Origin of the sequence: Streptococcus australis, assembly GCF_901543175.1 — a bacterium.
GTDB classification, from domain to species: Bacteria; Bacillota; Bacilli; order Lactobacillales; family Streptococcaceae; genus Streptococcus; species Streptococcus australis_A.
The window spans coordinates 1,250,637-1,271,632 of record NZ_LR594040.1; the positions used below are offsets into that span (position 1 = coordinate 1,250,637).

The 20,996-nt window shown below is 41.9% G+C and carries 18 protein-coding genes; 4 read left to right on the forward strand and 14 right to left on the reverse strand.

What is annotated here, in order from left to right:
* Positions 1-259: 259 nt before the first annotated feature.
* Positions 260-1,819: an ATP-binding cassette domain-containing protein gene (locus FGK98_RS06310; RefSeq protein ID WP_138100507.1), complete on the forward strand. Its 1,560-nt coding sequence runs from the start codon at positions 260-262 to the stop codon at positions 1,817-1,819.
* Positions 1,820-1,862: 43 nt separating this feature from the next.
* Here the strand turns inward: FGK98_RS06310 and htpX are convergent, their stop codons facing one another.
* Both htpX and FGK98_RS06320 read right to left on the reverse strand, forming a co-directional pair.
* Complete coding sequence (gene htpX, locus FGK98_RS06315; protein ID WP_138100508.1) at positions 1,863-2,762, reverse strand: zinc metalloprotease HtpX; 900 nt, start codon at positions 2,760-2,762, stop codon at positions 1,863-1,865.
* Position 2,763: 1 nt separating this feature from the next.
* The gene (locus FGK98_RS06320; protein WP_000219840.1) at positions 2,764-3,324 is read right to left on the reverse strand and encodes a LemA family protein; all 561 of its coding nucleotides are present in this window, start codon (positions 3,322-3,324) and stop codon (positions 2,764-2,766) included.
* A gap of 93 nt (positions 3,325-3,417) precedes the next feature.
* On the opposite strand from FGK98_RS06320, the gene rsmG reads away from it, so the two are divergent.
* Positions 3,418-4,131 carry a 16S rRNA (guanine(527)-N(7))-methyltransferase RsmG gene (gene rsmG, locus FGK98_RS06325; protein ID WP_138100509.1) on the forward strand — a complete coding sequence of 238 codons (714 nt, stop codon included), beginning with the start codon at positions 3,418-3,420 and terminating at the stop codon, positions 4,129-4,131.
* Positions 4,132-4,443: 312 nt separating this feature from the next.
* Positions 4,444-5,727 (forward strand): uracil-xanthine permease family protein, encoded by a 1,284-nt coding sequence (locus tag FGK98_RS06330; RefSeq protein ID WP_171011123.1) that lies wholly within the window; start codon positions 4,444-4,446, stop codon positions 5,725-5,727.
* A 48-nt stretch (positions 5,728-5,775) separates the two neighbouring features.
* Here FGK98_RS06330 and FGK98_RS06335 read toward each other — a convergent pair whose 3' ends face one another.
* From FGK98_RS06335 to mecA, 12 genes are all read right to left on the reverse strand, one after another.
* A complete protein-coding gene (locus FGK98_RS06335) occupies positions 5,776-6,534 on the reverse strand; it encodes a CPBP family intramembrane glutamic endopeptidase (RefSeq protein ID WP_138100511.1) in 759 nt (252 codons plus the stop codon).
* A 144-nt stretch (positions 6,535-6,678) separates the two neighbouring features.
* A complete protein-coding gene (locus tag FGK98_RS06340) occupies positions 6,679-7,590 on the reverse strand; it encodes a DMT family transporter (RefSeq protein WP_138100512.1) in 912 nt (303 codons plus the stop codon).
* Positions 7,591-7,598: 8 nt separating this feature from the next.
* Positions 7,599-8,534, reverse strand: a complete 936-nt coding sequence (locus FGK98_RS06345; protein WP_138100513.1) for a serine hydrolase domain-containing protein — start codon at positions 8,532-8,534, stop codon at positions 7,599-7,601.
* Complete coding sequence (locus FGK98_RS06350; RefSeq protein WP_138100514.1) at positions 8,531-9,256, reverse strand: CppA N-terminal domain-containing protein; 726 nt, start codon at positions 9,254-9,256, stop codon at positions 8,531-8,533. Before FGK98_RS06350 ends, FGK98_RS06345 begins: the two co-directional genes overlap by 4 nt.
* 122 nt (positions 9,257-9,378) lie before the next feature.
* A complete protein-coding gene (gene gla, locus FGK98_RS06355; protein WP_138100515.1) occupies positions 9,379-10,248 on the reverse strand; it encodes an aquaglyceroporin Gla in 870 nt (289 codons plus the stop codon).
* 113 nt (positions 10,249-10,361) lie between these two features.
* Positions 10,362-11,621, reverse strand: a complete 1,260-nt coding sequence (locus tag FGK98_RS06360; RefSeq protein WP_138100516.1) for a TRZ/ATZ family protein — start codon at positions 11,619-11,621, stop codon at positions 10,362-10,364.
* A 119-nt stretch (positions 11,622-11,740) separates the two neighbouring features.
* The gene (locus FGK98_RS06365) at positions 11,741-13,489 is read right to left on the reverse strand and encodes an ABC transporter ATP-binding protein (RefSeq protein WP_138100517.1); all 1,749 of its coding nucleotides are present in this window, start codon (positions 13,487-13,489) and stop codon (positions 11,741-11,743) included.
* A 1-nt stretch (position 13,490) separates the two neighbouring features.
* A complete protein-coding gene (locus FGK98_RS06370) occupies positions 13,491-15,215 on the reverse strand; it encodes an ABC transporter ATP-binding protein (RefSeq protein WP_138100518.1) in 1,725 nt (574 codons plus the stop codon).
* Between the two features lie 60 nt (positions 15,216-15,275).
* Positions 15,276-16,214 (reverse strand): peptide-methionine (R)-S-oxide reductase MsrB, encoded by a 939-nt coding sequence (gene msrB, locus FGK98_RS06375; protein ID WP_000818183.1) that lies wholly within the window; start codon positions 16,212-16,214, stop codon positions 15,276-15,278.
* Between the two features lie 99 nt (positions 16,215-16,313).
* Positions 16,314-17,183 (reverse strand): homoserine kinase, encoded by an 870-nt coding sequence (gene thrB / locus FGK98_RS06380; protein ID WP_138100519.1) that lies wholly within the window; start codon positions 17,181-17,183, stop codon positions 16,314-16,316.
* A gap of 1 nt (position 17,184) precedes the next feature.
* A complete protein-coding gene (locus FGK98_RS06385) occupies positions 17,185-18,471 on the reverse strand; it encodes a homoserine dehydrogenase (RefSeq protein ID WP_138100520.1) in 1,287 nt (428 codons plus the stop codon).
* Positions 18,472-18,619: 148 nt separating this feature from the next.
* A complete protein-coding gene (mecA, locus tag FGK98_RS06390) occupies positions 18,620-19,360 on the reverse strand; it encodes an adaptor protein MecA (RefSeq protein WP_138100521.1) in 741 nt (246 codons plus the stop codon).
* Between the two features lie 122 nt (positions 19,361-19,482).
* Between mecA and FGK98_RS06395 the strand changes: the two genes are divergently transcribed.
* On the forward strand, positions 19,483-20,961 hold the full coding sequence (locus tag FGK98_RS06395; RefSeq protein ID WP_138100522.1) for an oligosaccharide flippase family protein: 1,479 nt from the start codon (positions 19,483-19,485) through the stop codon (positions 20,959-20,961).
* Positions 20,962-20,996 lie beyond the last annotated feature (35 nt).

Genomic DNA, 20,996 nt, shown 5'->3' on the forward strand with positions numbered 1-20,996 from the left:
GAACAACTAAGTCTATCAAATAAAGAACTTTATTTAGTAGATCTTGTTTTTGTCTCTTTTTGCATGCTCTTTTGTACTGGACTTTCTGGTACTTTATCCTCTTTGAAAACCAAAAAACCAAAAAACTAGAAAGCTAGCCATCTACTCCTCTTGGGTTGGATAGGGATAGACTGACCTAGTTTGATGGGATTTTTGACTTGGATAATGGCATTTTTAACAGTGACTTTGGGCTCTACTAGATAAAGTAGAGCTTTTTGTTATGCACTATGGACATTCTAGAAAGAGCAACAATATGATAAAAATTAATCATCTAACTATCACGCAAAACAAAGATTTACGAGACCTTGTATCTGACCTAACCATGACAATCCAAGACGGGGAAAAGGTTGCTATTATCGGAGAAGAAGGAAATGGTAAATCGACTTTACTACGAGCTTTAATGGGGGAAGCATTACCTGATTTTACTATCAAGGGCGACATCCAGTCTGACCTTCAATCACTGGCATACATTCCTCAAAAAATCCCTGAAATCCTGAAAAATAGGACTCTACATGACTACTTCTTTTTAGATTCTGCTGATTTAGACTACAGTATTCTTTATCGTTTGGCGGAGGAGTTGCACTTTGATAGCGACCGTTTTGCTAGCGACCAAGAGATTGGCAGTCTATCAGGGGGCGAAGCTTTGAAAATTCAGCTCATCCACGAGTTAGCAAAACCCTTTGAGATTCTATTTTTAGATGAACCTTCAAATGACCTAGACCTTGAAACGGTTAATTGGCTAAAAAGGCAGATTCAAAAAATTAGGCAAACTGTTATTTTCATTTCCCATGATGAAGACTTTCTTTCTCATACGGCAGATACTATTGTCCACTTGCGACTGGTCAAGCACCGGAAAGAAGCCGAAACGCTAGTCGAGCGTTTAGACTATGATCGCTATAGTGAGCAGAGAAAGGCTAATTTTGCAAGGCAAAGACAGCAAGCTGCTAACGACCAGAGAGCCTATGACAAAACCATGGAAAAACATCGCCGAGTCAAGCAAAATGTAGAAACTGCCTTACGTAACACTAAAAATGATGTTGCTGGGCGCCTACTGGCTAAGAAGATGAAAAATGTTCTCTCTCAAGAAAAGCGCTACGAAAAGGCAGCTCAGTCCATGACCCAAAAGCCGCTTGAAGAAGAACAAATCCAACTTTTCTTCTCAGATATACAACCATTACCAGCTTCTAAAGTCTTAATCCGACTGGAAAAGGAAAATTTGTCCATTGGCGACCGAGTTTTGGCTAAAAAACTACAACTAACTATCCGTGGCCAAGATAAAATCGGTATCATCGGGCCTAATGGTATTGGGAAATCGACTCTGCTAGCCAAGTTGCAACAACTGCTCAGCATCAAAAGAGAAATTTCGCTTGGTTTTATGCCACAAGATTACCATAAAAAACTGCAATTAGATCTATCTCCAGTAGCCTACCTCAGCCAAACTGGACAAAAAGAGGAACTACAGAAAATCCAATCCCACTTAGCCAGTCTCAATTTCAGTTACCCAGAGATGCAGCACCAAATCCGTTCCTTATCTGGTGGGCAACAAGGTAAACTCCTACTTTTGGATTTAGTGTTGCGCAAACCAAACTTTCTCCTTCTGGATGAGCCTACACGTAATTTTTCTCCCACTTCTCAACCCGAAATCAGAAAACTCTTTGCCTCTTATCCTGGTGGTCTGATCACTGTTTCGCATGACAGACGCTTCTTAAAAGAGGTCTGTACAAGTATCTATCGTTTGACAGATCATGGTTTGGAAGTTGTTGCTTTACAAGATTTATAAATTTTGAACATAGCAAAAATCCAGAGACGACCTCTGGATTTTTTTACATGTGTTTCAAGCGTTCGATCCGTTCTGAGATAGGTGGGTGGGTATAAAAGAGTTTTTGTAGTCCCCCACCTTTCTTAGGGTCATTGATATAAAGAGCGCTGCTGGCATCGTCAACATGGTGATGCATCGGCTCGCTATTGTCCAACTTGCGCAGCGCATTGATCATCCCTTGAGGATTGCGGGTCAGCTCCACACTAGATGCATCCGCCAAAAATTCCCTCTGACGGGAAATAGCTAGTTGCACCAAGGTTGCAGCGAGAGGTGCCAGAACAATGGCTAAGAGAGAGATAACAAGCATGATAATCTCTAAACCATTTCCATCACGATCGTCGTCACTCCGTCTGCGACCAGCGCCACCCCACCACATCATCCGTCCTGCCATACTAGATAGCAGTGTAATAGCACTAGCAAGGGCAACAGCAATGGTCGAAATGCGGATATCGTAGTTTCGGATATGACTGACCTCATGCCCCATAACAGCTTCCAGTTCCTCGCGATTCATGATAGCTAGAAGACCCGAAGTGGCTGCTACTGCTGCATTCTGCGGATTCGAACCTGTTGCAAAGGCATTTAAAGATGAATCCTCAATGATGAAAACTCGTGGCATGGGAATCTGAGCGACCATGGCCATATCTTCCACTACATGGTAGAGGTCTGGTGCTGTTTGCTCATCAACCTCACGCGCCCCATTCATAGACATGACAATCTCTGTCGATTGAAAGATCATGGTTAATGCATAGACAAAACCGATGATTAGGGCTATGATGATGCCACCAAGACCTGAACGCATAAAGAGATAGCCAACCGCATAACCAATCAAGGCCAAGAGTAGGAAGAAAATCAGCAACAAAATCCAGGTTCTTCGCTTATTACTTGCAATTTGATCAAACAACATCTTAGTCACCTAAACCGCTAAAATCGACTTTCGGAACTGCCTTTTCCTCTTCAGGTGTTTGAAGGAAGTCTGCAGCTTTAAAGCCAAAGAGTCCTGCGATGACATTGCTTGGGAAGCTCTCTAGTTTTACATTGTAGTTGCTGACAACACTGTTGTAGAGTTGGCGTGAGTAGGAAATTTTATTTTCTGTATTGGTCAACTCTTCTTGTAATTTGATAAAGTTAGCGCTAGCTTTCAAGTCTGGGTAATTCTCTGCTACTGCAAAGATACCAGAAATCTGGCGGGTAAGGGCATCACTGGCCTTCATCGCCTCAGCTGGTGAGGTTGCTGCGGCTACTTGTCTACGAAGTTCTGTCACTTTTTCCAAGGTAGAACCTTCATATTTGGCATAGCCTTTGACTGTTTCAATCAAGTTTGGGAGGAGATCATTACGACGCTTCAACTGAACATCTATCTGGCTCCAAGCCTCCTTGGTCTGCATACGATTTTTAACCAAACCGTTATAGCTAACAATCACAAAAATAACAATCAGAGCCAAAACTCCAAGAATAATCCAAGTCATAATCTTATTCCTTTCTGCTTTTAGATTAATACCAGTATATCAAATTTTTAATGAATATGGTAAAATAAGATGATACTAGAGAAGGAAATAACTATGAAACCAGAAACATTTTACGACTTGCTAGCGGAGCAAAACCTTCCACTTTCAGACCAGCAAAAGAACCAATTTGAACGGTATTTTGAACTCTTGGTGGAATGGAATGAAAAGATTAACCTGACCGCTATTACAGACAAAGAAGAAGTCTACCTTAAGCACTTTTATGATTCGATTGCACCCATCCTACAAGGTTTGATTTCAAGTGAAACTATCAAACTTCTTGATATCGGGGCTGGGGCAGGATTTCCTAGTCTTCCTATGAAAATCCTCTATCCTCAGTTAGATGTGACCATCATTGATTCGCTCAACAAACGCATCAACTTCCTCCAGCTTTTGGTTCAAGAACTCGATTTGGACGGAGTTCACTTCTACCATGGACGCGCTGAAGACTTTGCCCAAGATAAGAACTTCCGTGCTCAGTTTGATATAGTGACGGCCCGTGCTGTTGCCCGTATGCAGGTCTTGTCTGAACTGACCATTCCCTACCTTAAAGTTGGTGGAAAACTACTGGCTCTCAAGGCCAGCAACGCCCCTGAGGAATTATCTGAAGCCAAGAATGCCCTCAATCTGCTCTTTAGCAAGGTTGAGGATAATATCAGTTACGCCCTACCAAATGGAGATCCACGTTACATCACTGTGGTAGAAAAGAAAAAAGAAACCCCAAACAAATATCCACGTAAGGCTGGCATGCCCAATAAACGCCCACTTTAAATTTTTTAGTAAAAAAATGATTTACAAAGTTCGCCTCGCTCTTACATTTCTGGGCTCGGGAAAAAATGATTTACAAAATCAACCTCCCTCTCACATTTCTGGGCTCGGGAAAAAATGATTTACAAAATCATTTTTTTCTGCTATACTATCCTAAGCAAAGGTTTTTAATGTCATCCCGTGAGGTGACGAAGACACAGAAATATATGAAATTCTTTGAGAATGAGATTATCCTCTTTTTAAAGAAGTCTTACTCTGATAGCCTGTTGCTGTAAAATAATGGGCTCTTTTTTGATGCCCAAAAGTGAGGTTTATATGAAACAAGAATCAACTGTTGATTTGTTACTAGACGTTGACCAACGTCCTTCAGCTGGAAAAGGAATTCTCCTTAGTTTCCAACACGTTTTCGCCATGTTTGGTGCGACCATCTTGGTACCCTTGATTTTGGGAATGCCTGTATCTGTTGCACTTTTTGCTTCAGGTGTTGGAACACTCATCTACATGATCGCAACTGGTTTTAGAGTTCCAGTTTATCTAGGATCATCATTCGCCTTTATCACAGCTATGTCCCTAGCTATGAAGGAACTAGGAGGGGATGTATCAGCTGCACAAACAGGGGTTATCCTTACAGGTTTTATATATGTCCTTGTGGCTGCAAGTGTTCGTTTTGCGGGTACAAAATGGATTGATAAACTCTTGCCACCAATCATCATCGGACCTATGATTATCGTTATCGGTCTTGGTCTGGCAAATTCAGCTGTAACGAATGCTGGACTTGTAGCAGATGGAAATTGGAAAAATGCTCTTGTAGCTGTTGTAACTTTCTTGATCGCTGCCTTTATCAATACAAAAGGAAAAGGTTTCCTTCGTATTATTCCTTTCCTCTTTGCCATCATCGGTGGTTACATCTTCGCACTAACTCTTGGTTTGGTTGACTTTACACCAGTTCTAAAAGCTAACTGGTTTGAAATTCCTGGTTTCTACTTGCCATTTAGCACAGGTGGAGCCTTCAAGCAATATGACCTATACTTTGGACCTGAAACAATCGCTATCTTGCCAATCGCTATCGTAACAATTTCTGAACATATCGGAGACCATACTGTTTTGGGTCAAATCTGTGGCCGTCAATTCTTGAAAGAACCAGGTCTTCACCGTACTCTTCTTGGTGATGGTATCGCAACTTCTGTTTCTGCCTTCCTTGGTGGACCAGCCAATACAACTTACGGAGAAAATACAGGGGTTATCGGTATGACTCGTATCGCTTCTGTCTCAGTTATCCGTAACGCTGCCTTTATCGCGATTGCCCTTAGCTTCCTTGGTAAATTCACAGCCTTGATTTCTACAATCCCAAACGCTGTACTTGGTGGGATGTCTATCCTTCTCTACGGAGTTATCGCCAGCAATGGTTTGAAAGTCTTAATCAAAGAACGTGTAGACTTCGGTCAAATGCGTAACCTAATCATTGCAAGTGCAATGCTGGTACTTGGACTTGGTGGAGCAATCCTTAAACTCGGTCCAGTAACCCTTTCAGGTACTGCCTTATCAGCTATGACAGGTATCATCTTAAACCTGATCTTACCATACGAAAATAAAGACTAGTCATCTATATACACAAAATCCACTCAATTGAGTGGATTTTTCTGATTCTTATGCTCCCCACGCAATCAAGAGATACATGAGGCTAGAACCAAACATATCTGCCAGAGCATGCATGAGGAAAAATGGCAAGAGATTTTTGAGCTTATACTTGTATAAGAAATAATAGAATAGGCCATAAACGACACCAATAACCAGTGCCCACACCACTCCTTGATAAGTATGAAAAGAAATCCGAATGATGGTAGAATAAAGCAAAAACCGCCACTTATGCTTTTCTCTCACTGATGTCAACAATCCTAGAAAGAAAAACTCTTCATAGAAGCCATTCAGCAAGGCATAGGCAATTGTCATCGGACTAAGCGCTAGGAATTTCCGTATAATTTCCATGAGATCTATGTGGGCAAAAAGAGCTGGATTTAAGTAATTGTATTCACCAGTTAGTGTCGTCACCAAGTCTCCAAACAATCCCACAATGGCAAATATAAAAGGAACCCAAAAGAGAAGGGACCAGGTCCAACGAATGGGAAGTTGTTTGAAATCATAATTCCGAATCAAAAGGTAAAGAAAGGTCAAGATCAGAAGTATCACTTGCAGGGTGAAGTTGCTCAAATAGCCTACTCCCTCGCTGACAGTATTACTTGCTGTATCCATTGTAGTTGACAGACCTGTCGGAAACATACTTGCTAAAAAGAGCTTCGTTGAGCGAATGATAAACTGACCAAACATTAGAACTGTAATAATCAGAATATCAAACCATCTCAAGTAGCGCAGAGGCTGAGATGGATGAATGATTTGTAAAATTTTCATATTTTCTCCTTCTAGCAGTTAAAGATTGGTTTATTGTAAGAAAAGAAACTTAAAATTTTATAATATCCCCTTCGTATTCCTTATCCGTAATCAATATTTCGATAGGATATTCAAACCAACCACTTTTTACGAGTAGCTAGTTTCTCATTCAACCTTCCGTTTGTTTTCTATCAACAAATCTTTCAAAGAAATAATGCTTACCGCTAGTAAAATCATGGCCATACCGATAAAATCAATCGCATAGAATTGCTCCTTCATAATCAGAAAGGCAAAGAAAACGGCTGATATGGGTTCTATGGAAGCCAATAAACTGGACTTAACAGGTCCTATCAAACTAGCTCCTTTTAGGAAAGCTATATAGGCAAAGACCGTTCCGATGATGATAATCCCAGCAAGTGCAAAGAGAAAATCCAAGCTAGTCGGTATACTGGCCTGCAAAACTCCTGTGAAGGGAATAGCCCCGACACCAGAAATAACCATGCCCACACCAATCACCAACATACTTCCCCACTTCTTAATCAAAGCGATCGGGAGGATAATATAGAGGGCATAGGTCAAGGCAGAAAAGAGACCCCAAAAGAGACCAGCAGGTGTGACCGACAACTGGTCAAGTTCCCCATGCGTAGCAATAAGAAAAGTTCCTCCAATTGCTAAACCAATTGAAATAATCTCAGCCAGAGTCGGCGCTACCTTGTCCTTGATACAAGTATAAATCAAGATGCCAACAGGACATACATACTGGAGAACCGTCGCCGTTCCAGCATTGGTTTCCTGAATGGCAGAAAGATAGGCAAACTGGTTTAAGAAAAGTCCAAACAAGGCAAATAACAAGAGAGAAAAAAGGCTTTTCCTGTCTTTTAAAAAAGCAAGGAATTTATCCTTTGCGGTCGCATAAGTTAAAAATATTAGGGCAAATCCAGCAATAATGAGCCGCAGATTGGTCAAGACTAGAGCGGAAATCCCGTGTGCCATCAGGTATTGGCCACTGGTTCCAGACAAGCCCCAAGCAATGCCTGCAACTACTGTAAAGAGAGTTCCTTTTACGGTTTTTGACATTCTTCCCCCTACCTTTCCCTACGAATCATTTCCATGACTTGGTTTCGATCGACTATCCACTGAGCACGTTCATCCTTCTCATACGTTCGATTGGATAAAAAGATGGCGGCTTCCTGTTTCTTACGATTCCACATGATGAAGGTACCTGTATAGCCTGTATGATCTAGCCAGTCTCCCTCCAGATTCCAAGCTAGCGAACGCTCTTTATCCTCTAAGGGAGAGTAATTTCGACTTAAGTTTTCAGCAAAATCATCTTTCAAGTAATGTTCCAGAAAGATTTGCAAATCCTTAACAGTTGAAAATAAACCCGCACTTCCAGCATGTTTGCTCAAAAGACGAGCTTTGGGATCGTGAATACTGCCTGCCTCTACTCCCCTCACTGTTGGTACAGCAAACTCAACGGGACCAAACATGGTTTCCTTCATCCCCCATGGGTTCAAAACTTGTTCTTCTATAATCTGATCCAAGTCTTGTTCAAAGATTTTTTCCAAAAGGAAACCCAAGAGTAAAAAATGAACATCCGAGTATAGAAAAGCAGGCTGACTACGTCTATTCAGATGAAACATGGCCTCTCTTAATTCCTCAGAGCCTAACTGGTCCCTATTGAGAATAAAGGGGTCCAGGTCTGTCGCGTGGGTCAAGAGTTGACGAATAGTGATATCTGGGTAATCACATGCAGCTAAAAAGTCCGTCACCGGTCGGTCAATATCTAATTTGCCTTGCTGCCACAAGAAGGTGTAGACCGTCCCCACTCCCACAACCTTACTCACACTAGCCAGATCATAAACCAAATCGGCCTCTGTCTTCATGCCCCGTTCTGGATCACTCAATCCCAGATAAGACTCTTTCCATTCACCATCCTTATAATACGCAAAAGAGGCCCCGGGATAGACCCCTGCCTCGATTTGATCTTCTATTTTTCTTAGAATTTTTGTCCACTTCATGCTTCTTCAAACCACAATTCGATGTTATTGGTATCTTTACCAAGAAAGAATTTTCCGGACTTAGGAACAAAGTAGCCTGTCTTTTCAAATTTCCGACGAAGACTAGTCAACTCAAGATCCTTTACCAAAAATTTCAGCATAGACAAGTCCCAGGTAACATTGTTTTCAACAGCCAAATCTGGACCTTGCCCTTGAGTAAATGTGATGGCATCAGTTGCCAATTCTGAATCAAGTAAACTCTCTGTTCCTTCAGGCAAACGTAACTCCATAGAAATCTCAAATTGACTCAAATACTTTATGCTTTTATTTGAATAAAATTCAGGAACAGTTTCCAGCGGAACCAAATCTTTAATATGATTTTCCGCATGAACAAGGATCACATCCTGTTCAGGAGAAACAATCTCAAAGGCATAACCACGGCTTCCTTTAAATAGATGAGGAAGAGACTTCATCTGTGAAAGAAGACCCTCAATTTCAGAAGGGTTCTCAACTTTTACTATGAGTCTAGCTAGTTTCTTAAGCCCTTCAACTCTCCGAGTTCGCATGCTCGGAGATTCTTCTAAAATCAATCTTTCCGTACCTGTTTGGTCACCAAGTGAAAGGAAAGCAGATTCTTCTAATAAGGGCTTCATCCCAAGAGTTTCAATGTAAAATTTTTCATTTAATTTTCGGTTATTGACCTTCAAAGTCGGAATAATTTGTATCATTTGATTTGCATTCATGGTTTCCTCCAACTCTTTTATTTTAAAGGATTTTAAGATTTTTTACAAGCTATTCTACTTAAATTCTAGAATTTTTTGAAAAAATTTCCAGTAAAAAAACTGGGGAAACCCAGTTTCGTTTCTTATAGGTAAAGTAGTTTGAATAGTGCTACTGCTGCAATACCCGCTGCGATTGGAGCTACAACTGGTACCCATGCATACCACCATTTTGAATCACCCTTGTGTTGACCAAGAACTGATTTTGGAAGAACAGCGTGAAGGAGACGTGGTCCAAAGTCACGAGCAGGGTTCAAACCAGGTCCTGTAGGACCACCAAGAGATGTTACCAAGGCCATCACTAGGAAACCAAGGGCCAAGTGAGCGACTGAAAGTCCAGCAGCTGTGTGAGGTGCTACTTGAGCTTTCACTGCCATTTCAGTTAAATCAACTGTTTGACCAGCCTGAGTAGCCATTTGTTTCATGTATTGAAGAACCTCAGCACCAAAGTAGTTCTTTGTCATACCTAGTGCTGCAAAGAAGAGAACGAATGAACCAACAAACTCGTTGATAAAACCGTTAACAGATGCTGCAAAGTGTGATTCTTTTGTTCCTTGGTCAACATTTGAAATAGTTGAGAAAGTTCCCAAGATATTATTTGGATTTTCTGTTTTCAAGTAGTAAGGACGATGAGTTGCAACAACCAAAGCTTGTCCAAAGATTGCTCCCAAAACTTGTGCGATAATGTATGGCACTACTTGAGCCCAAGGGAAAAGTCCACTAACTGCAAGACCAAGAGTGAATGCTGGGTTGATGTGGTTACCAGATACATTACCAAACATCAAGGCCGGAATCATAACCCCCATACCATAACCAACAGCGATAACGAGCCAGCCACTTTGGTGACCTTTCGTACCTTTAAGTTCAACGTTAGCAACTGCACCATTACCAAGAATGATCAAAATAGCAGTTCCCAAGAATTCAGTGGCATATTTAATAGCCCATGTAAAATCCATTTGATAGATTCTCCTTAAAATTTTTTAGACAATCCTTATTCTATCAATTTTTAGGTCTTTTAGCAACCGATTTTCTAAAAGAATATCTGGAAAACGCTTTATTTAATCTATTTTTAAATCTCTACTGTCAAAACTTGTCCTTGCTTGACAACCTGTTCTCCAGCAATATAGACATCATCAACATCACTGGATTTGACTGCATAAACGAGGTGAGATAGCATATTTTCCTGAGGTTGGAGATGGATTTTCCCTTGTGGTTGGATGACCAGAAAATCTGCTTGCTTGCCAACTTCCAGACTTCCTATCTGTTCTTGCACACCGAGGACCTTAGCTCCTTCTATCGTCAATGCCTTGAGGGCCGTTTCGATTGAAAACTGGCTGGCATCTCCACTCTTCATTTTCTGTAAGAGAGCTGCTGTTCGTCCTTCCTCAAACATATCAAGGTTGTTGTTGGAAGCAACTGAATCAGTAGCAATACCAACTGCCACTCCTGCTTTTTGGAGTTGGATGATTGGAGCAATTCCCGAAGCTAGTTTGAGATTGCTGATAGGATTGTGAGCGATAGCCACTTGAGAAGTCGCCAAGAGTTCAATTTCTCGCTCGTTTAATTCTACCCCGTGAGCAAAGACAGAGGGATGGTCTAAGTAACCCAGTTCTTCAAGAAAGGCAAGGGGGCGTTTGCCGTATCGTTTCAGGATAATTCCTGACTCCTCCTTGGTCTCCGCAACATGGATATGGAGAGGAATGTTTAGCTCTTTTGCCAAATCCAAACTCGCTTGCAGCAAATCTTTACTACAGCTGTAGGGAGAATGTGGTGCTACCATAACCTTGAAATTTGGATTTTTATATTCTAAGATTTCCTCGATGATGGCACGTGTTCTACTTATGGTCTCATCAGTAGTCTCCGCCTCGGAAGAAAAGAGGGTCGGTGAGAAATAACAACGCATCTTGGAAGCTTTCACTGCCTGATAAATTTGCTTGATATCCACACCATTGGGATTATACATATCGTTGAAGGTTGTTGTTCCTGACTGAAGCATCTCTGTCAGAGCCTGCTTGACCGCCTTGGTAGTTATGTCGGGCGTAAATCCTGCTTCTGCAGGCCAGATATAGTCATTGAGCCATTCATGGAGATTGCTATCATCTCGGATTCCGCGTAAGCCTGTCATAGCTGAATGGGTATGGCAATTGACCAAACCAGGCATAATCCAGGCCCCCTGATAGTCTATAATCTGCTCAGCTTGCTCTAAAATCTCTTGCTTCTCTTGACCGACAGAGACGATTTTAGAATCCTTAACAGCCAAGATACCATCCAGATGGACATGGAAATCTTGGTCACAAGTCACGATATTTACATGCTGAAAGACTTTCATTCTAGGCTCCTTTTCTATAAGACAATTTACAGTGAATAATTTTTCTAGCTATTGTAACAAAAAAGTCACCCGAAGGCAACTTTTAGTGTCATTAAGACTTTAAAATGGATAGGAATAGCTTATTCAGAGCTAAAAACCGCAGCCTTTTGCATTTGGTAATACTTGCCTTTTCTAGCCATGAGATCCTGATGATTGCCATGCTCCACGATGTCACCATCCACCAAGACTAGAATCAGATCCGCATCCTGAATGGTAGACAAGCGGTGGGCAATGATAAAGCTTGTTCGCCCCTTCATGAGTTTAGCAAAGGCATCCTGGACCAGCACTTCTGTCCGCGTATCGATAGAGGAAGTCGCCTCATCTAGGATGAGAATCTTGGGAATAGCCAGAAAGACTCGGGCAATGGTCAAGAGCTGGGATTGACCGACAGAGAGGGATTCACCCGCATTTTCAAGCTTGGTATCATAGCCTTGTGGCAACTGTTGGATGAAAAAGTCTGCATTGGCTGCTTTTGCAGCAGCAATGACTTGCTCTCGACTGGCTTTAGGATTGCCAAAGGCAATATTGTCATGAATGGTCCCTTGCTTGAGCCAAGTTTCTTGAAGCACCATGCCAAACTGCTGTCTCAATGACGCTCGGGTATAGTCATAAATGGATCTTCCGTCTAGCAAGATATCTCCCGAGTTAATGGGATAAAAACGCATGAGGAGATTGATGAGGGTTGATTTGCCAGCACCTGTCGGACCAACGATGGCCACCTTGCTACCAGCTGGAATATCAATCGATAAATCCTTAATCAAAATCTTTTCAGGATGGTAGCCAAAAGAGACCTGTTTAAAGGAAATAGCTCCCTTGACTTGGTCACTAGTCAAGACTTCCTTGCCTGTTTCAGCCACCTCAGGACTTTCTAAGACAGCATAGACACGTTCTGCACAAGCCAAGGCGCTTTGCAATTCGGCTAGAACTGAGGAAATATCGTTAAAGGGTTTGGTATACTGCTGAACATAGTTCAAAAAAGTCACCAAACGGCCAATGGTCAAGGTGGATCCCATCATAATGCGATAAGCTCCTACCCCAGCTAGAAGGGCATAAATGAGCGCATTGACAAAGCGAGTCGAAGGATTAACCGTTGAAGAATAAAAGATGGCTGACTGAGAATAGCTTGAGTAGTTATCATTAGCCTCATGCAATCTTTGGATAAACTCTTCTTGAGCATTAAAGGACTGGATAATAGTCTGCTGGCTAAGCGATTCTTCTATCAACTGGGTCTGAATTCCTCTAGTCTCTGTTTGTTTCTGGAAGAGATGATAGGAGCGTTTGGCAATAAAGCGTGAAATCACCATGGATAGGGGCGTCAACAGCAAGACCAAGAGGGTCATGAGGAGATGAATTTGGAGCATGGCTAAAATACTAACCAAAATCATCAAGACACCAATGAAAAATTGGTTAAAAATCATGGTCAAGCCAGCTGCCAACTGTTCGATGTCCGTGGTTACACGACTAACCATCTCCCCACTACCCTGCCTATCCACAAAGGCAATCGGTAGACGATGGAGCTTATGGATAATTCGCTCTCGCAAGTCTCTGGTATAAGAGAAAATTAGGCGATTATAAAGAAGAGGATTTACCCATTGTACTAGGGTATTTCCTATGACCACCAATACCATCTGAATGAAAATCTGCCAAAAAACTGGTGAAGAGCCCGTCACTAGGACCTGGTCAATGACCTGCCCAATTAGAATAGGTAGGTAGATTGATAAGCCAACCTGGGCAATCGTTCCTAGAAAGGCTAGGAAAAGGAGGAAAGGATGTCTTGCAAGGTCTTTAGCCAAACGTGTGAGCGTCTGGTTTGCAGTTTGTCGTCTCATGCTAGTCCTCCTTTCCATGTTGGGATGCATTGATTTCACGATAGACTTGACTGGACTTCATCAAGTCCTCGTGCTTGCCGATAGCTAGGAGCTCACCTTTTTCCAAGAGGAGAATCTGGTCAGCCATCTGTAAAGTCGAGGTTCGTTGAGAGATCAAGATTAAACTCGTATGCGGTAAGTTTTCGCGGATAGCTTTCAAGAGCTTGGACTCGGTAATGGTGTCAAGGGCCGAGGTTGCATCATCTAGGATGAGAAACGGAGTTCGACGCAAGACTGCTCGAGCGATAGACAGTCTTTGTTTTTGTCCACCTGAGAAATTCCGCCCTCCTGTCTCAACTAGGGCATCTAAGAGTCCTTCCTTGTCACTGACAAAATCCTTAGCTTGCGCAATTTCCAAGGCCTGCCAGAGTTCTTGGTCAGTTACTTCTTGATCCAAACCTAAAGTCAAGTTGGAACGAATAGTTCCCTTAAAGAGTTCTACTTTTTGGGGCACATAGGCAATCCAAGACCGCCACTGCTCCAAATTAAGAGGACTACATCCATCTCGATAAAGGTCAATACTTCCCTTATCTACTGGATAAAGTCCAAGTAAGACTTGCACTAAGCTTGATTTACCAGAACCCGTTCCCCCGATGATACCAAGAATTTGCTCCTGCTTCATATTAAAGGAAATATCTCTCAGAGAGGGTTGGCCCGCATCAGGATAGGTAAAAGTCAATTCTTGGACTTGTAAAACCTGATTACTGGTAGCTTGCTTTTGTTCTAACTCTGAATAGATGTCTTCGGGAGATTCTGCAAAGACTTCCTCGATTCGCTTAGCTGAGATATAGGACTGATTGAGGGAATTTATCAGCATAGCTAGTTTGACCAATTCCACCAAGATCTGCAAGAGGTAGTTGATAAGGGCAATGAGAGCACCTTGACTGAGTAAACCTCCTTGAATTGAAATATAACCCTGCCAGATGATAACAAGGAGAGTCCCATTCACAATCAGATAGGTTAGAGGTGTTAATAAACTAGACCAGAAACCCGTCTTTTCTTGCAAACTGGAATAGACTTGGTTAAGGGTTTGAAAAATCTGTAACTCTCGTTTTTCTTGCCCAAAGGCACGAATAACCCGCATCCCTTGCAATTGCTGGCGAGTTTCCTGAACCAGTTGATCCGTTTTCGTTCTAAGATTACCGTAGAGAGGATTGACCAGACGAGAGAGACCGACAATGACAATCGTCAAAATGACAACCATAACTAAAAACCAGAAAGTCAGATCAGCCGAGATGCGATAAGCCATAAAGATAGCCCCAAAAACGATAATAGGCGCTCGCAAAAAGAGGCGCAGGAATTGATTGATACCAGTCTGTATCTGGTAAGTGTCTGAAGTCAAGCGAGTGACCAAGCTCGAAGTTGTCAAACGATCTCTGCTGTCCTTGGGCAAGGAAAGAATATGACGATAGAGGTCGTCTGTTAGTTCTTTGGCAAACCCAACCGCTGCCTTAGCTGAGTAAAACTGGGCTATCAAGGCTACGAAAACGCCAATCACTGCAAAGATAAGGAGCAGGCCAATCTGCATCCAGAGATGTCCTTGATCTCCCTGAGGCAAAGATTGGTCAACAATCCCAGCTATCACCATGGGAACTAAGAGCTCAAAAACAGCTTCTAGTAACTTGAACAAAGGGGCTAAAATGGATTCTTTGATGTAGGGTTTGAAGTAAGATAGTAAGTGTTTCATAAATCCCTTCTATTCTTATTCTGGAAATGAAGAAAGTGGGAAGCGCCCACCCTCTCTGTTTTATTTATTTAAGTAAGGCAATAGATAGCCGTATCCTGCCTCTTCCATCTCATCCTTGGCCACAAAACGCAAGGAGGCAGAATTGATACAGTAACGGAGACCACCTAACTCCTGCGGTCCATCTGTGAAAACATGGCCCAAGTGGGCATTACCTGACCGAGAACGAACTTCGATTCGATCCATTCCATGGCTCATGTCCTTGTAATAATGAATCAATTCCTTAGAAATCGGACGGCTAAAGCTCGGCCAACCACATCCTGAGGCAAACTTATCCTTGGCGAAAAAGAGAGGCTCACCCGTTGTAATGTCTACATAAATCCCTTCTTCAAAGGTTTGGTCATAGGCATTGGTAAATGGAGCCTCTGTAGCAGCTTCTTGGGTGACATGGTAAGACTCTTCAGACAAACTTTTCCTTAACACTTCTTGACTAGGTTTTTCATAGTGAGAGGCATCAATCAATGGCTTCTCAGCATCGGTCACATCGATATGACAATACCCCGAAGGATTCTTCTTGAGATAGTCTTGGTGATAGTCTTCAGCCAGAATGTAGTGGCGAAGTTTCTCCACTTCTACTGCAATCTTTCGACCCAGCATGCGCTCCTGCTCCTGCACCACTGTATAGATAGCTGGCAGATCTGCTTCATCTTGGTAATAAATCCCAGTACGATATTGGCGACCACGGTCATTCCCTTGCTGGTTGATAGATAAAGGGTCAATGACTCGGAAATAATAGAGTAAAATCTCTCTGAGTGACACTGCCTTCTCATCGTAAATCACTTGAACCGTTTCTGCATGATCTGTTTCCTTGAGCAGCTGATAATTGGTCGTTTCGACTTGCCCATTAGCGTAGCCAACACTGGTTGCTAGCACTCCAGAAATGCGTGAAAAATATTCCTCTAGGCCCCAAAAACAACCACCTGCTAGATAAATTTCTGCCATCTTTATTTCTCCTTTATCAAGTTCTTTAACTAGACTACTTTTCAAAAAAAGGATAGGAAGTCCTCTAATCAAGAGTTTCCCCATCCTATCTGCTATTCTTTACTTTGTTTCGACACGGACACCTTGGGTATCAACCTTCAAATCATGAAGTTTGCCTTTGAAAGACTGCTTTTGCAATTCAGCTTTAATCGTGGGCATCTTGTCATGAGAAGCCAGAACCATAACTGTCGGACCAGCTCCAGAGAGATAGGTTGCATAGGCATCATTTTCTTTAGCCACTTGCTTAATCGTCGCAAATTCCCTCACCAGATCCTGACGGTAGCGCTCGTGGAAGAGGTCTCCCTCGATTGCTTGTCCAGCTGTCACCATGTCTCCTGCCAACAAGGCTGCAACAGCAACATTTGCGATAGAACTAGCTGCAACTGCTTCCTTGTAGGACAATTTCTTAGGAAGGACACCACGGCTATCGCGAGTGCGTAATTCATAGTTGGGAATATAAGCTAGAAAATCACACTCTGGGAAGTCTGCCACAATTGCTGAAACGTGTCCTTCAACAGAGCTCGCAACAACGAGATTTCCATAGATAGCCGGAGCCACATTGTCAGGATGCCCTTCAATCTTGGTCGCCAGCTGCAATTTGTCGTGGTCAGATAAGTTGAGCTTGCCCAGTTGGTTAGCAAGTTCTATCCCAGCAACAATAACCGAGCTAGAAGAACCCAAACCACGCGCTAGGGGAACATCACTGGTCATTTTCAAGCGTCTCGGTTGTAAGTCTGGCGCAATTTGCAAGGCAATTTTAAGCAAAAGATTACGCTCGTCATGTGGAATCCATTTGCCAATCTGGTGTTCAATCAACCACTCATCTCGTTCTTCACAGACCTCAATTTGAAGATACTTGGTTACAGCTACACCGACCGAGTCAAATCCTGGCCCGATATTGGCACTTGTTGCAGGTACAATAATCTTCATCCTAGTCTCCTAGCACCTTGAAGGTATTCAAGAGGTCAAAATCTGATACCTTGGTCAACTCAGCTGAAACCTTCTCAAGCTGCGCTTTATTGATCTTATGTGTAATGATGACGACACGCGCCTTGTCCCCATCTTTTCCATCTTGGAGAATTTGCTTGAAGGAAATATCTTGAGCATTAAAGATTTCAGCTAATTTCAAGACCTGACCTTTTGAGTCTGGTGTCAAGATTGAGAAGTAGTAGTTTGCTTTGACATCTTCTGGATTTGCCAAGACCAAATCACGGCTATATTCGTTGAAGTCTTTGCCGATGGTACCATCATTCAAGCGACGAACGATACGAACAATATCCGCTACAACACTTGTTGCAGTTGGTTTTTGACCCGCACCTGGTCCATAATACATAGACTCACCGATACCAATAGACTCTACAAAAACAGCATTCATTACACCATTCACACTGGCAAGTGGGTGTGCTTTAGGTAGGAAGGTTGGTGTCACTTCTGCAGCAATCCCTGAAGGAGTTTCCTCGATAGAACCAACCAATTTCACTACATAGCCGAGGTCTTGGGCTACAGCTACGTCTTCTGGTGTGATGTTGCGGATTCCCTTGTGGGCAACATCGTCAAAGGCAACCTTCATACCAAAAGCAAACTGGCTCAAAATCACCATCTTGTAGGCTGCATCAATCCCATCTACGTCATTTGTAGGGTCGCTTTCTGCGAACCCAAGGCGTTGTGCTTCAGCCAGAGCATCTTCATAAGACCAGCTTTCTTCGACCATTTTAGTCATCATAAAGTTAGAGGTTCCGTTAACGACACCAAGAACGCGTGTGATTTTATCAGAAGCCAATGAATTTGCCAAGGTACGAAGAATTGGAATCCCACCAGCAACTGCCGCTTCGTAGTAGAGTGCCACATTGTGCTCTTTAGCGATTTCTAACAATTCTGCACCATGGACAGCCAAAAGGTCCTTGTTTGCAGTAACAACGTGCTTCCCAGCTTCCAAGGCACGAGTGATAAAGGTCTTAGCAGGTTCGATACGTCCCATCAATTCCACTATGATAGTAATGTCTTGATCTGACAAAATATCATCTACATTGGTTACAAAGGTAAAGTCATTCCCTGCTGCAAGCAAGCGGTTCTTCTCATCTTCATCCTTAACCAATACCTTGGCTACTTCAATCTCAGAATGAGCTGACTGGATGATTTTTTCTCCATTTTCCTTTAGGAGGAAAGGTACGCCACTTGCAACGGTACCAAATCCAAGTAAAGCAATTTTAACTGTCATGTTTGTCTCCTAGAAATTTTCTGATATAGCCATTATAACAGAATTTTGAAAAAATTCCTATCCAAGAAAACCACTATTTATAGATAGAAAAGAAAAAACGAATCATGGGATTCGTCTTTCTTGATAAATGAAAATTGATTTCTAAAAACTATGAATTAATTTTTTGAAGCCCAAACACAGCGTCGTGATTAATCAAGATGTGACCATACTCTTGTAAAACCGAACGACTGATATCACTGTCGTCAGCAAATTCACGCATACGAGCCAAGAGCCAGGCTGGATATGGACTAGGATGGTTTTCCACATCGACTAAGATTGTCAAATAATAGTGGTCATTCATCTTATAGAGTTCAGATGTTTCCATCTGGTAGTTAACCGTCTTTGCAAAAGCAACTAGGTCTGCAAGATTTGCGAAACGCAGAATATAGTAGATATAAGGTTCTTTCTTGTTCTCAGTCTCCTTGTCAGCCTGTTCTTGCTCCTCTTCCTTAGCCTCGACTTGTTCTAGTGATTGAATAGCCTCTATATCATCCTTGGTTTTCTCTGCGATACTCTTTTCAAGCGTCTTGAGAAATTCATCTGGCGACATTTGGGCCAATTCTTCCATGTCAGGTAGGTCCGCCAAATCATCAAAATCTAGGTTCTGGTCAATCTTGGACTTGGTCACAAAGACATCGACCTTATCTGGTTTTGGCGTCACACGGAAACTCAGCATGCCACTATCCAAGAAATTGTCTGGCATCTCCAATTCATCTAAAATAGCATAGAAAAACTCTTCTGTTTTTTCCTGAGGAACGAGAAAGTCTGCGATTTCCATTCCCCGATCCATCAAATCATCTAAAGTCATCGTGATTTTCAGTGTTGTATCACTAATTTGTTTCATCTTCATATCTAACAACCTCATACTTTCAGTCTATCTATTATACTAGATTTTTACGATTTTATCAAAAGAATGAAGCGAGAATGTGATATAATACTAGATATGATTTTAGATTTAAGAAAGAAAGTTCAATGAAAAATATAAAAGTAAATGCCTTGGCTAGCTTGCTGGTCAATATTCTCAATATTGTTTTTCCACTGATAACCAACCCTTATCTGACGCGGATTCTCAGCAAATCTAACTACGGTTACTTCAATACTGCCAACACCTGGGCTAGCTTTGTCATTCCACTAGCTGCCTTTGGTATTTACAACTACGGGATTCGTGCTATCAGTAAGGTTAAGGACAACAAGAATAAAATCAACTATGTCTTTTCTAAGTTGTTTTATATCTCAGTTTTTACCTCTCTCCTGACGACTGGTATCTACTTCCTCTTTATCTTCTTTGACACCAGCATTGAGAACCTGAAAGTCCTCTACTACATCCTAGGAGCCCAGGCTCTCTTCCAATTCCTCAATATCGAATGGATGAACGAAGCCTATGAAAATTATGCCTTTATCCTTTACAAGACATTGATTATTCGGATTACCATGCTGGTCGCCATCTTTGCCTTTGTCAAAACTGCTGATGATATTGTTCCCTACGCTATCGTAATGACAGCGACCACTATCCTCAACTACCTCCTTAGTTTTCTTTGGATCAAGAGAGAAGTTTCCTTTGTCAAAATTGGTTTCATCGAGTTAGCTAAGGCTTCTAAACCACTCTTTACTATGCTTCTCTTGGCAAATGCCAATATGCTCTATACCTTGCTTGATAGAATGTTTATCACCAAGGGACCTGATGAAAACTACATTTCTTATTATACAATTGCCTATAGCATCGTTATGCTGATTGCAGGTGTCTTAAGTGGAGCTATCAGTGTCAGCATTCCACGTCTCGGCTACTACCTCGGGAAAAAGGATTACAATTCTTATAATTATCTTGTAAATCAAGCGGCATCATTATTCTATTTTCTCATGATTCCAACTAGTTTTGGGATTATGATTTTGGGAAAGTATGCAACGGTTATCTACTCTTCTGAAAAGTATCTTGAGGCAGGTATCGTGACCAGCGTCTTCGCCTTTCGAACCATTATCTGGGCTATTGAATTAATTCTTGGTAAGCAAATTATCTTTATCAATGACCACGAGAACCGCTTGACTGCTTTCTACTTTGCTGGTGGTGGAGCAAATCTCCTCTTCAACTGTATCTTGTATATCAATAATATTTTTGCCCCTGAATATTATATTGCTACTACCATTATTGCAGAAGCCATCGTTGTTCTCTTAGAAATTCATTTTATTAGGAAACACCAACTAATTAATTTAAAAGAAATCTTTGTGACCTTAACACGCTATGGTCTCATATCCCTTGGATTTATCCCAATCTTCTATATTTTCAAAATGATTTTCCAAATCAGTTCCTATACGGTGAACCTCAATATGATTCTCATGGTTCTCTCTACCATAACTACTTGTGGAATCTACTATCTCTTGACGCTTTTTATCGCCAAAGACAAAACATTACACTATGCACTCAATCTGGTACTTGCTAAAATCAAAAGAAACTAAAAGAACCCCTACTGATACACAAGTAGGGGGTTTCT

Bases quoted from the DNA above. Each gene is read 5' to 3' on its own strand.
- htpX (WP_138100508.1), bottom strand. From the start codon at position 2,762: ATGTTGTTTGATCAAATTGCAAGTAATAAGCGAAGAACCTGGATTTTG.
- FGK98_RS06340 (WP_138100512.1), bottom strand. From the start codon at position 7,590: ATGTCAAAAACCGTAAAAGGAACTCTCTTTACAGTAGTTGCAGGCATT.
- thrB (WP_138100519.1), bottom strand. From the start codon at position 17,183: ATGAAGATTATTGTACCTGCAACAAGTGCCAATATCGGGCCAGGATTT.
- gla (WP_138100515.1), bottom strand. From the start codon at position 10,248: ATGGATTTTACATGGGCTATTAAATATGCCACTGAATTCTTGGGAACT.
- FGK98_RS06395 (WP_138100522.1), top strand. From the start codon at position 19,483: ATGAAAAATATAAAAGTAAATGCCTTGGCTAGCTTGCTGGTCAATATT.
- msrB (WP_000818183.1), bottom strand. From the start codon at position 16,214: ATGGCAGAAATTTATCTAGCAGGTGGTTGTTTTTGGGGCCTAGAGGAA.
- FGK98_RS06360 (WP_138100516.1), bottom strand. From the start codon at position 11,621: ATGAAAGTCTTTCAGCATGTAAATATCGTGACTTGTGACCAAGATTTC.
- FGK98_RS06385 (WP_138100520.1), bottom strand. From the start codon at position 18,471: ATGACAGTTAAAATTGCTTTACTTGGATTTGGTACCGTTGCAAGTGGC.
- mecA (WP_138100521.1), bottom strand. From the start codon at position 19,360: ATGAAGATGAAACAAATTAGTGATACAACACTGAAAATCACGATGACT.
- FGK98_RS06310 (WP_138100507.1), top strand. From the start codon at position 260: ATGCACTATGGACATTCTAGAAAGAGCAACAATATGATAAAAATTAAT.
- FGK98_RS06330 (WP_171011123.1), top strand. From the start codon at position 4,444: ATGAAACAAGAATCAACTGTTGATTTGTTACTAGACGTTGACCAACGT.
- FGK98_RS06370 (WP_138100518.1), bottom strand. From the start codon at position 15,215: ATGAAACACTTACTATCTTACTTCAAACCCTACATCAAAGAATCCATT.
- FGK98_RS06345 (WP_138100513.1), bottom strand. From the start codon at position 8,534: ATGAAGTGGACAAAAATTCTAAGAAAAATAGAAGATCAAATCGAGGCA.
- FGK98_RS06320 (WP_000219840.1), bottom strand. From the start codon at position 3,324: ATGACTTGGATTATTCTTGGAGTTTTGGCTCTGATTGTTATTTTTGTG.
- FGK98_RS06365 (WP_138100517.1), bottom strand. From the start codon at position 13,489: ATGAGACGACAAACTGCAAACCAGACGCTCACACGTTTGGCTAAAGAC.
- FGK98_RS06335 (WP_138100511.1), bottom strand. From the start codon at position 6,534: ATGAAAATTTTACAAATCATTCATCCATCTCAGCCTCTGCGCTACTTG.
- FGK98_RS06350 (WP_138100514.1), bottom strand. From the start codon at position 9,256: ATGAATGCAAATCAAATGATACAAATTATTCCGACTTTGAAGGTCAAT.
- rsmG (WP_138100509.1), top strand. From the start codon at position 3,418: ATGAAACCAGAAACATTTTACGACTTGCTAGCGGAGCAAAACCTTCCA.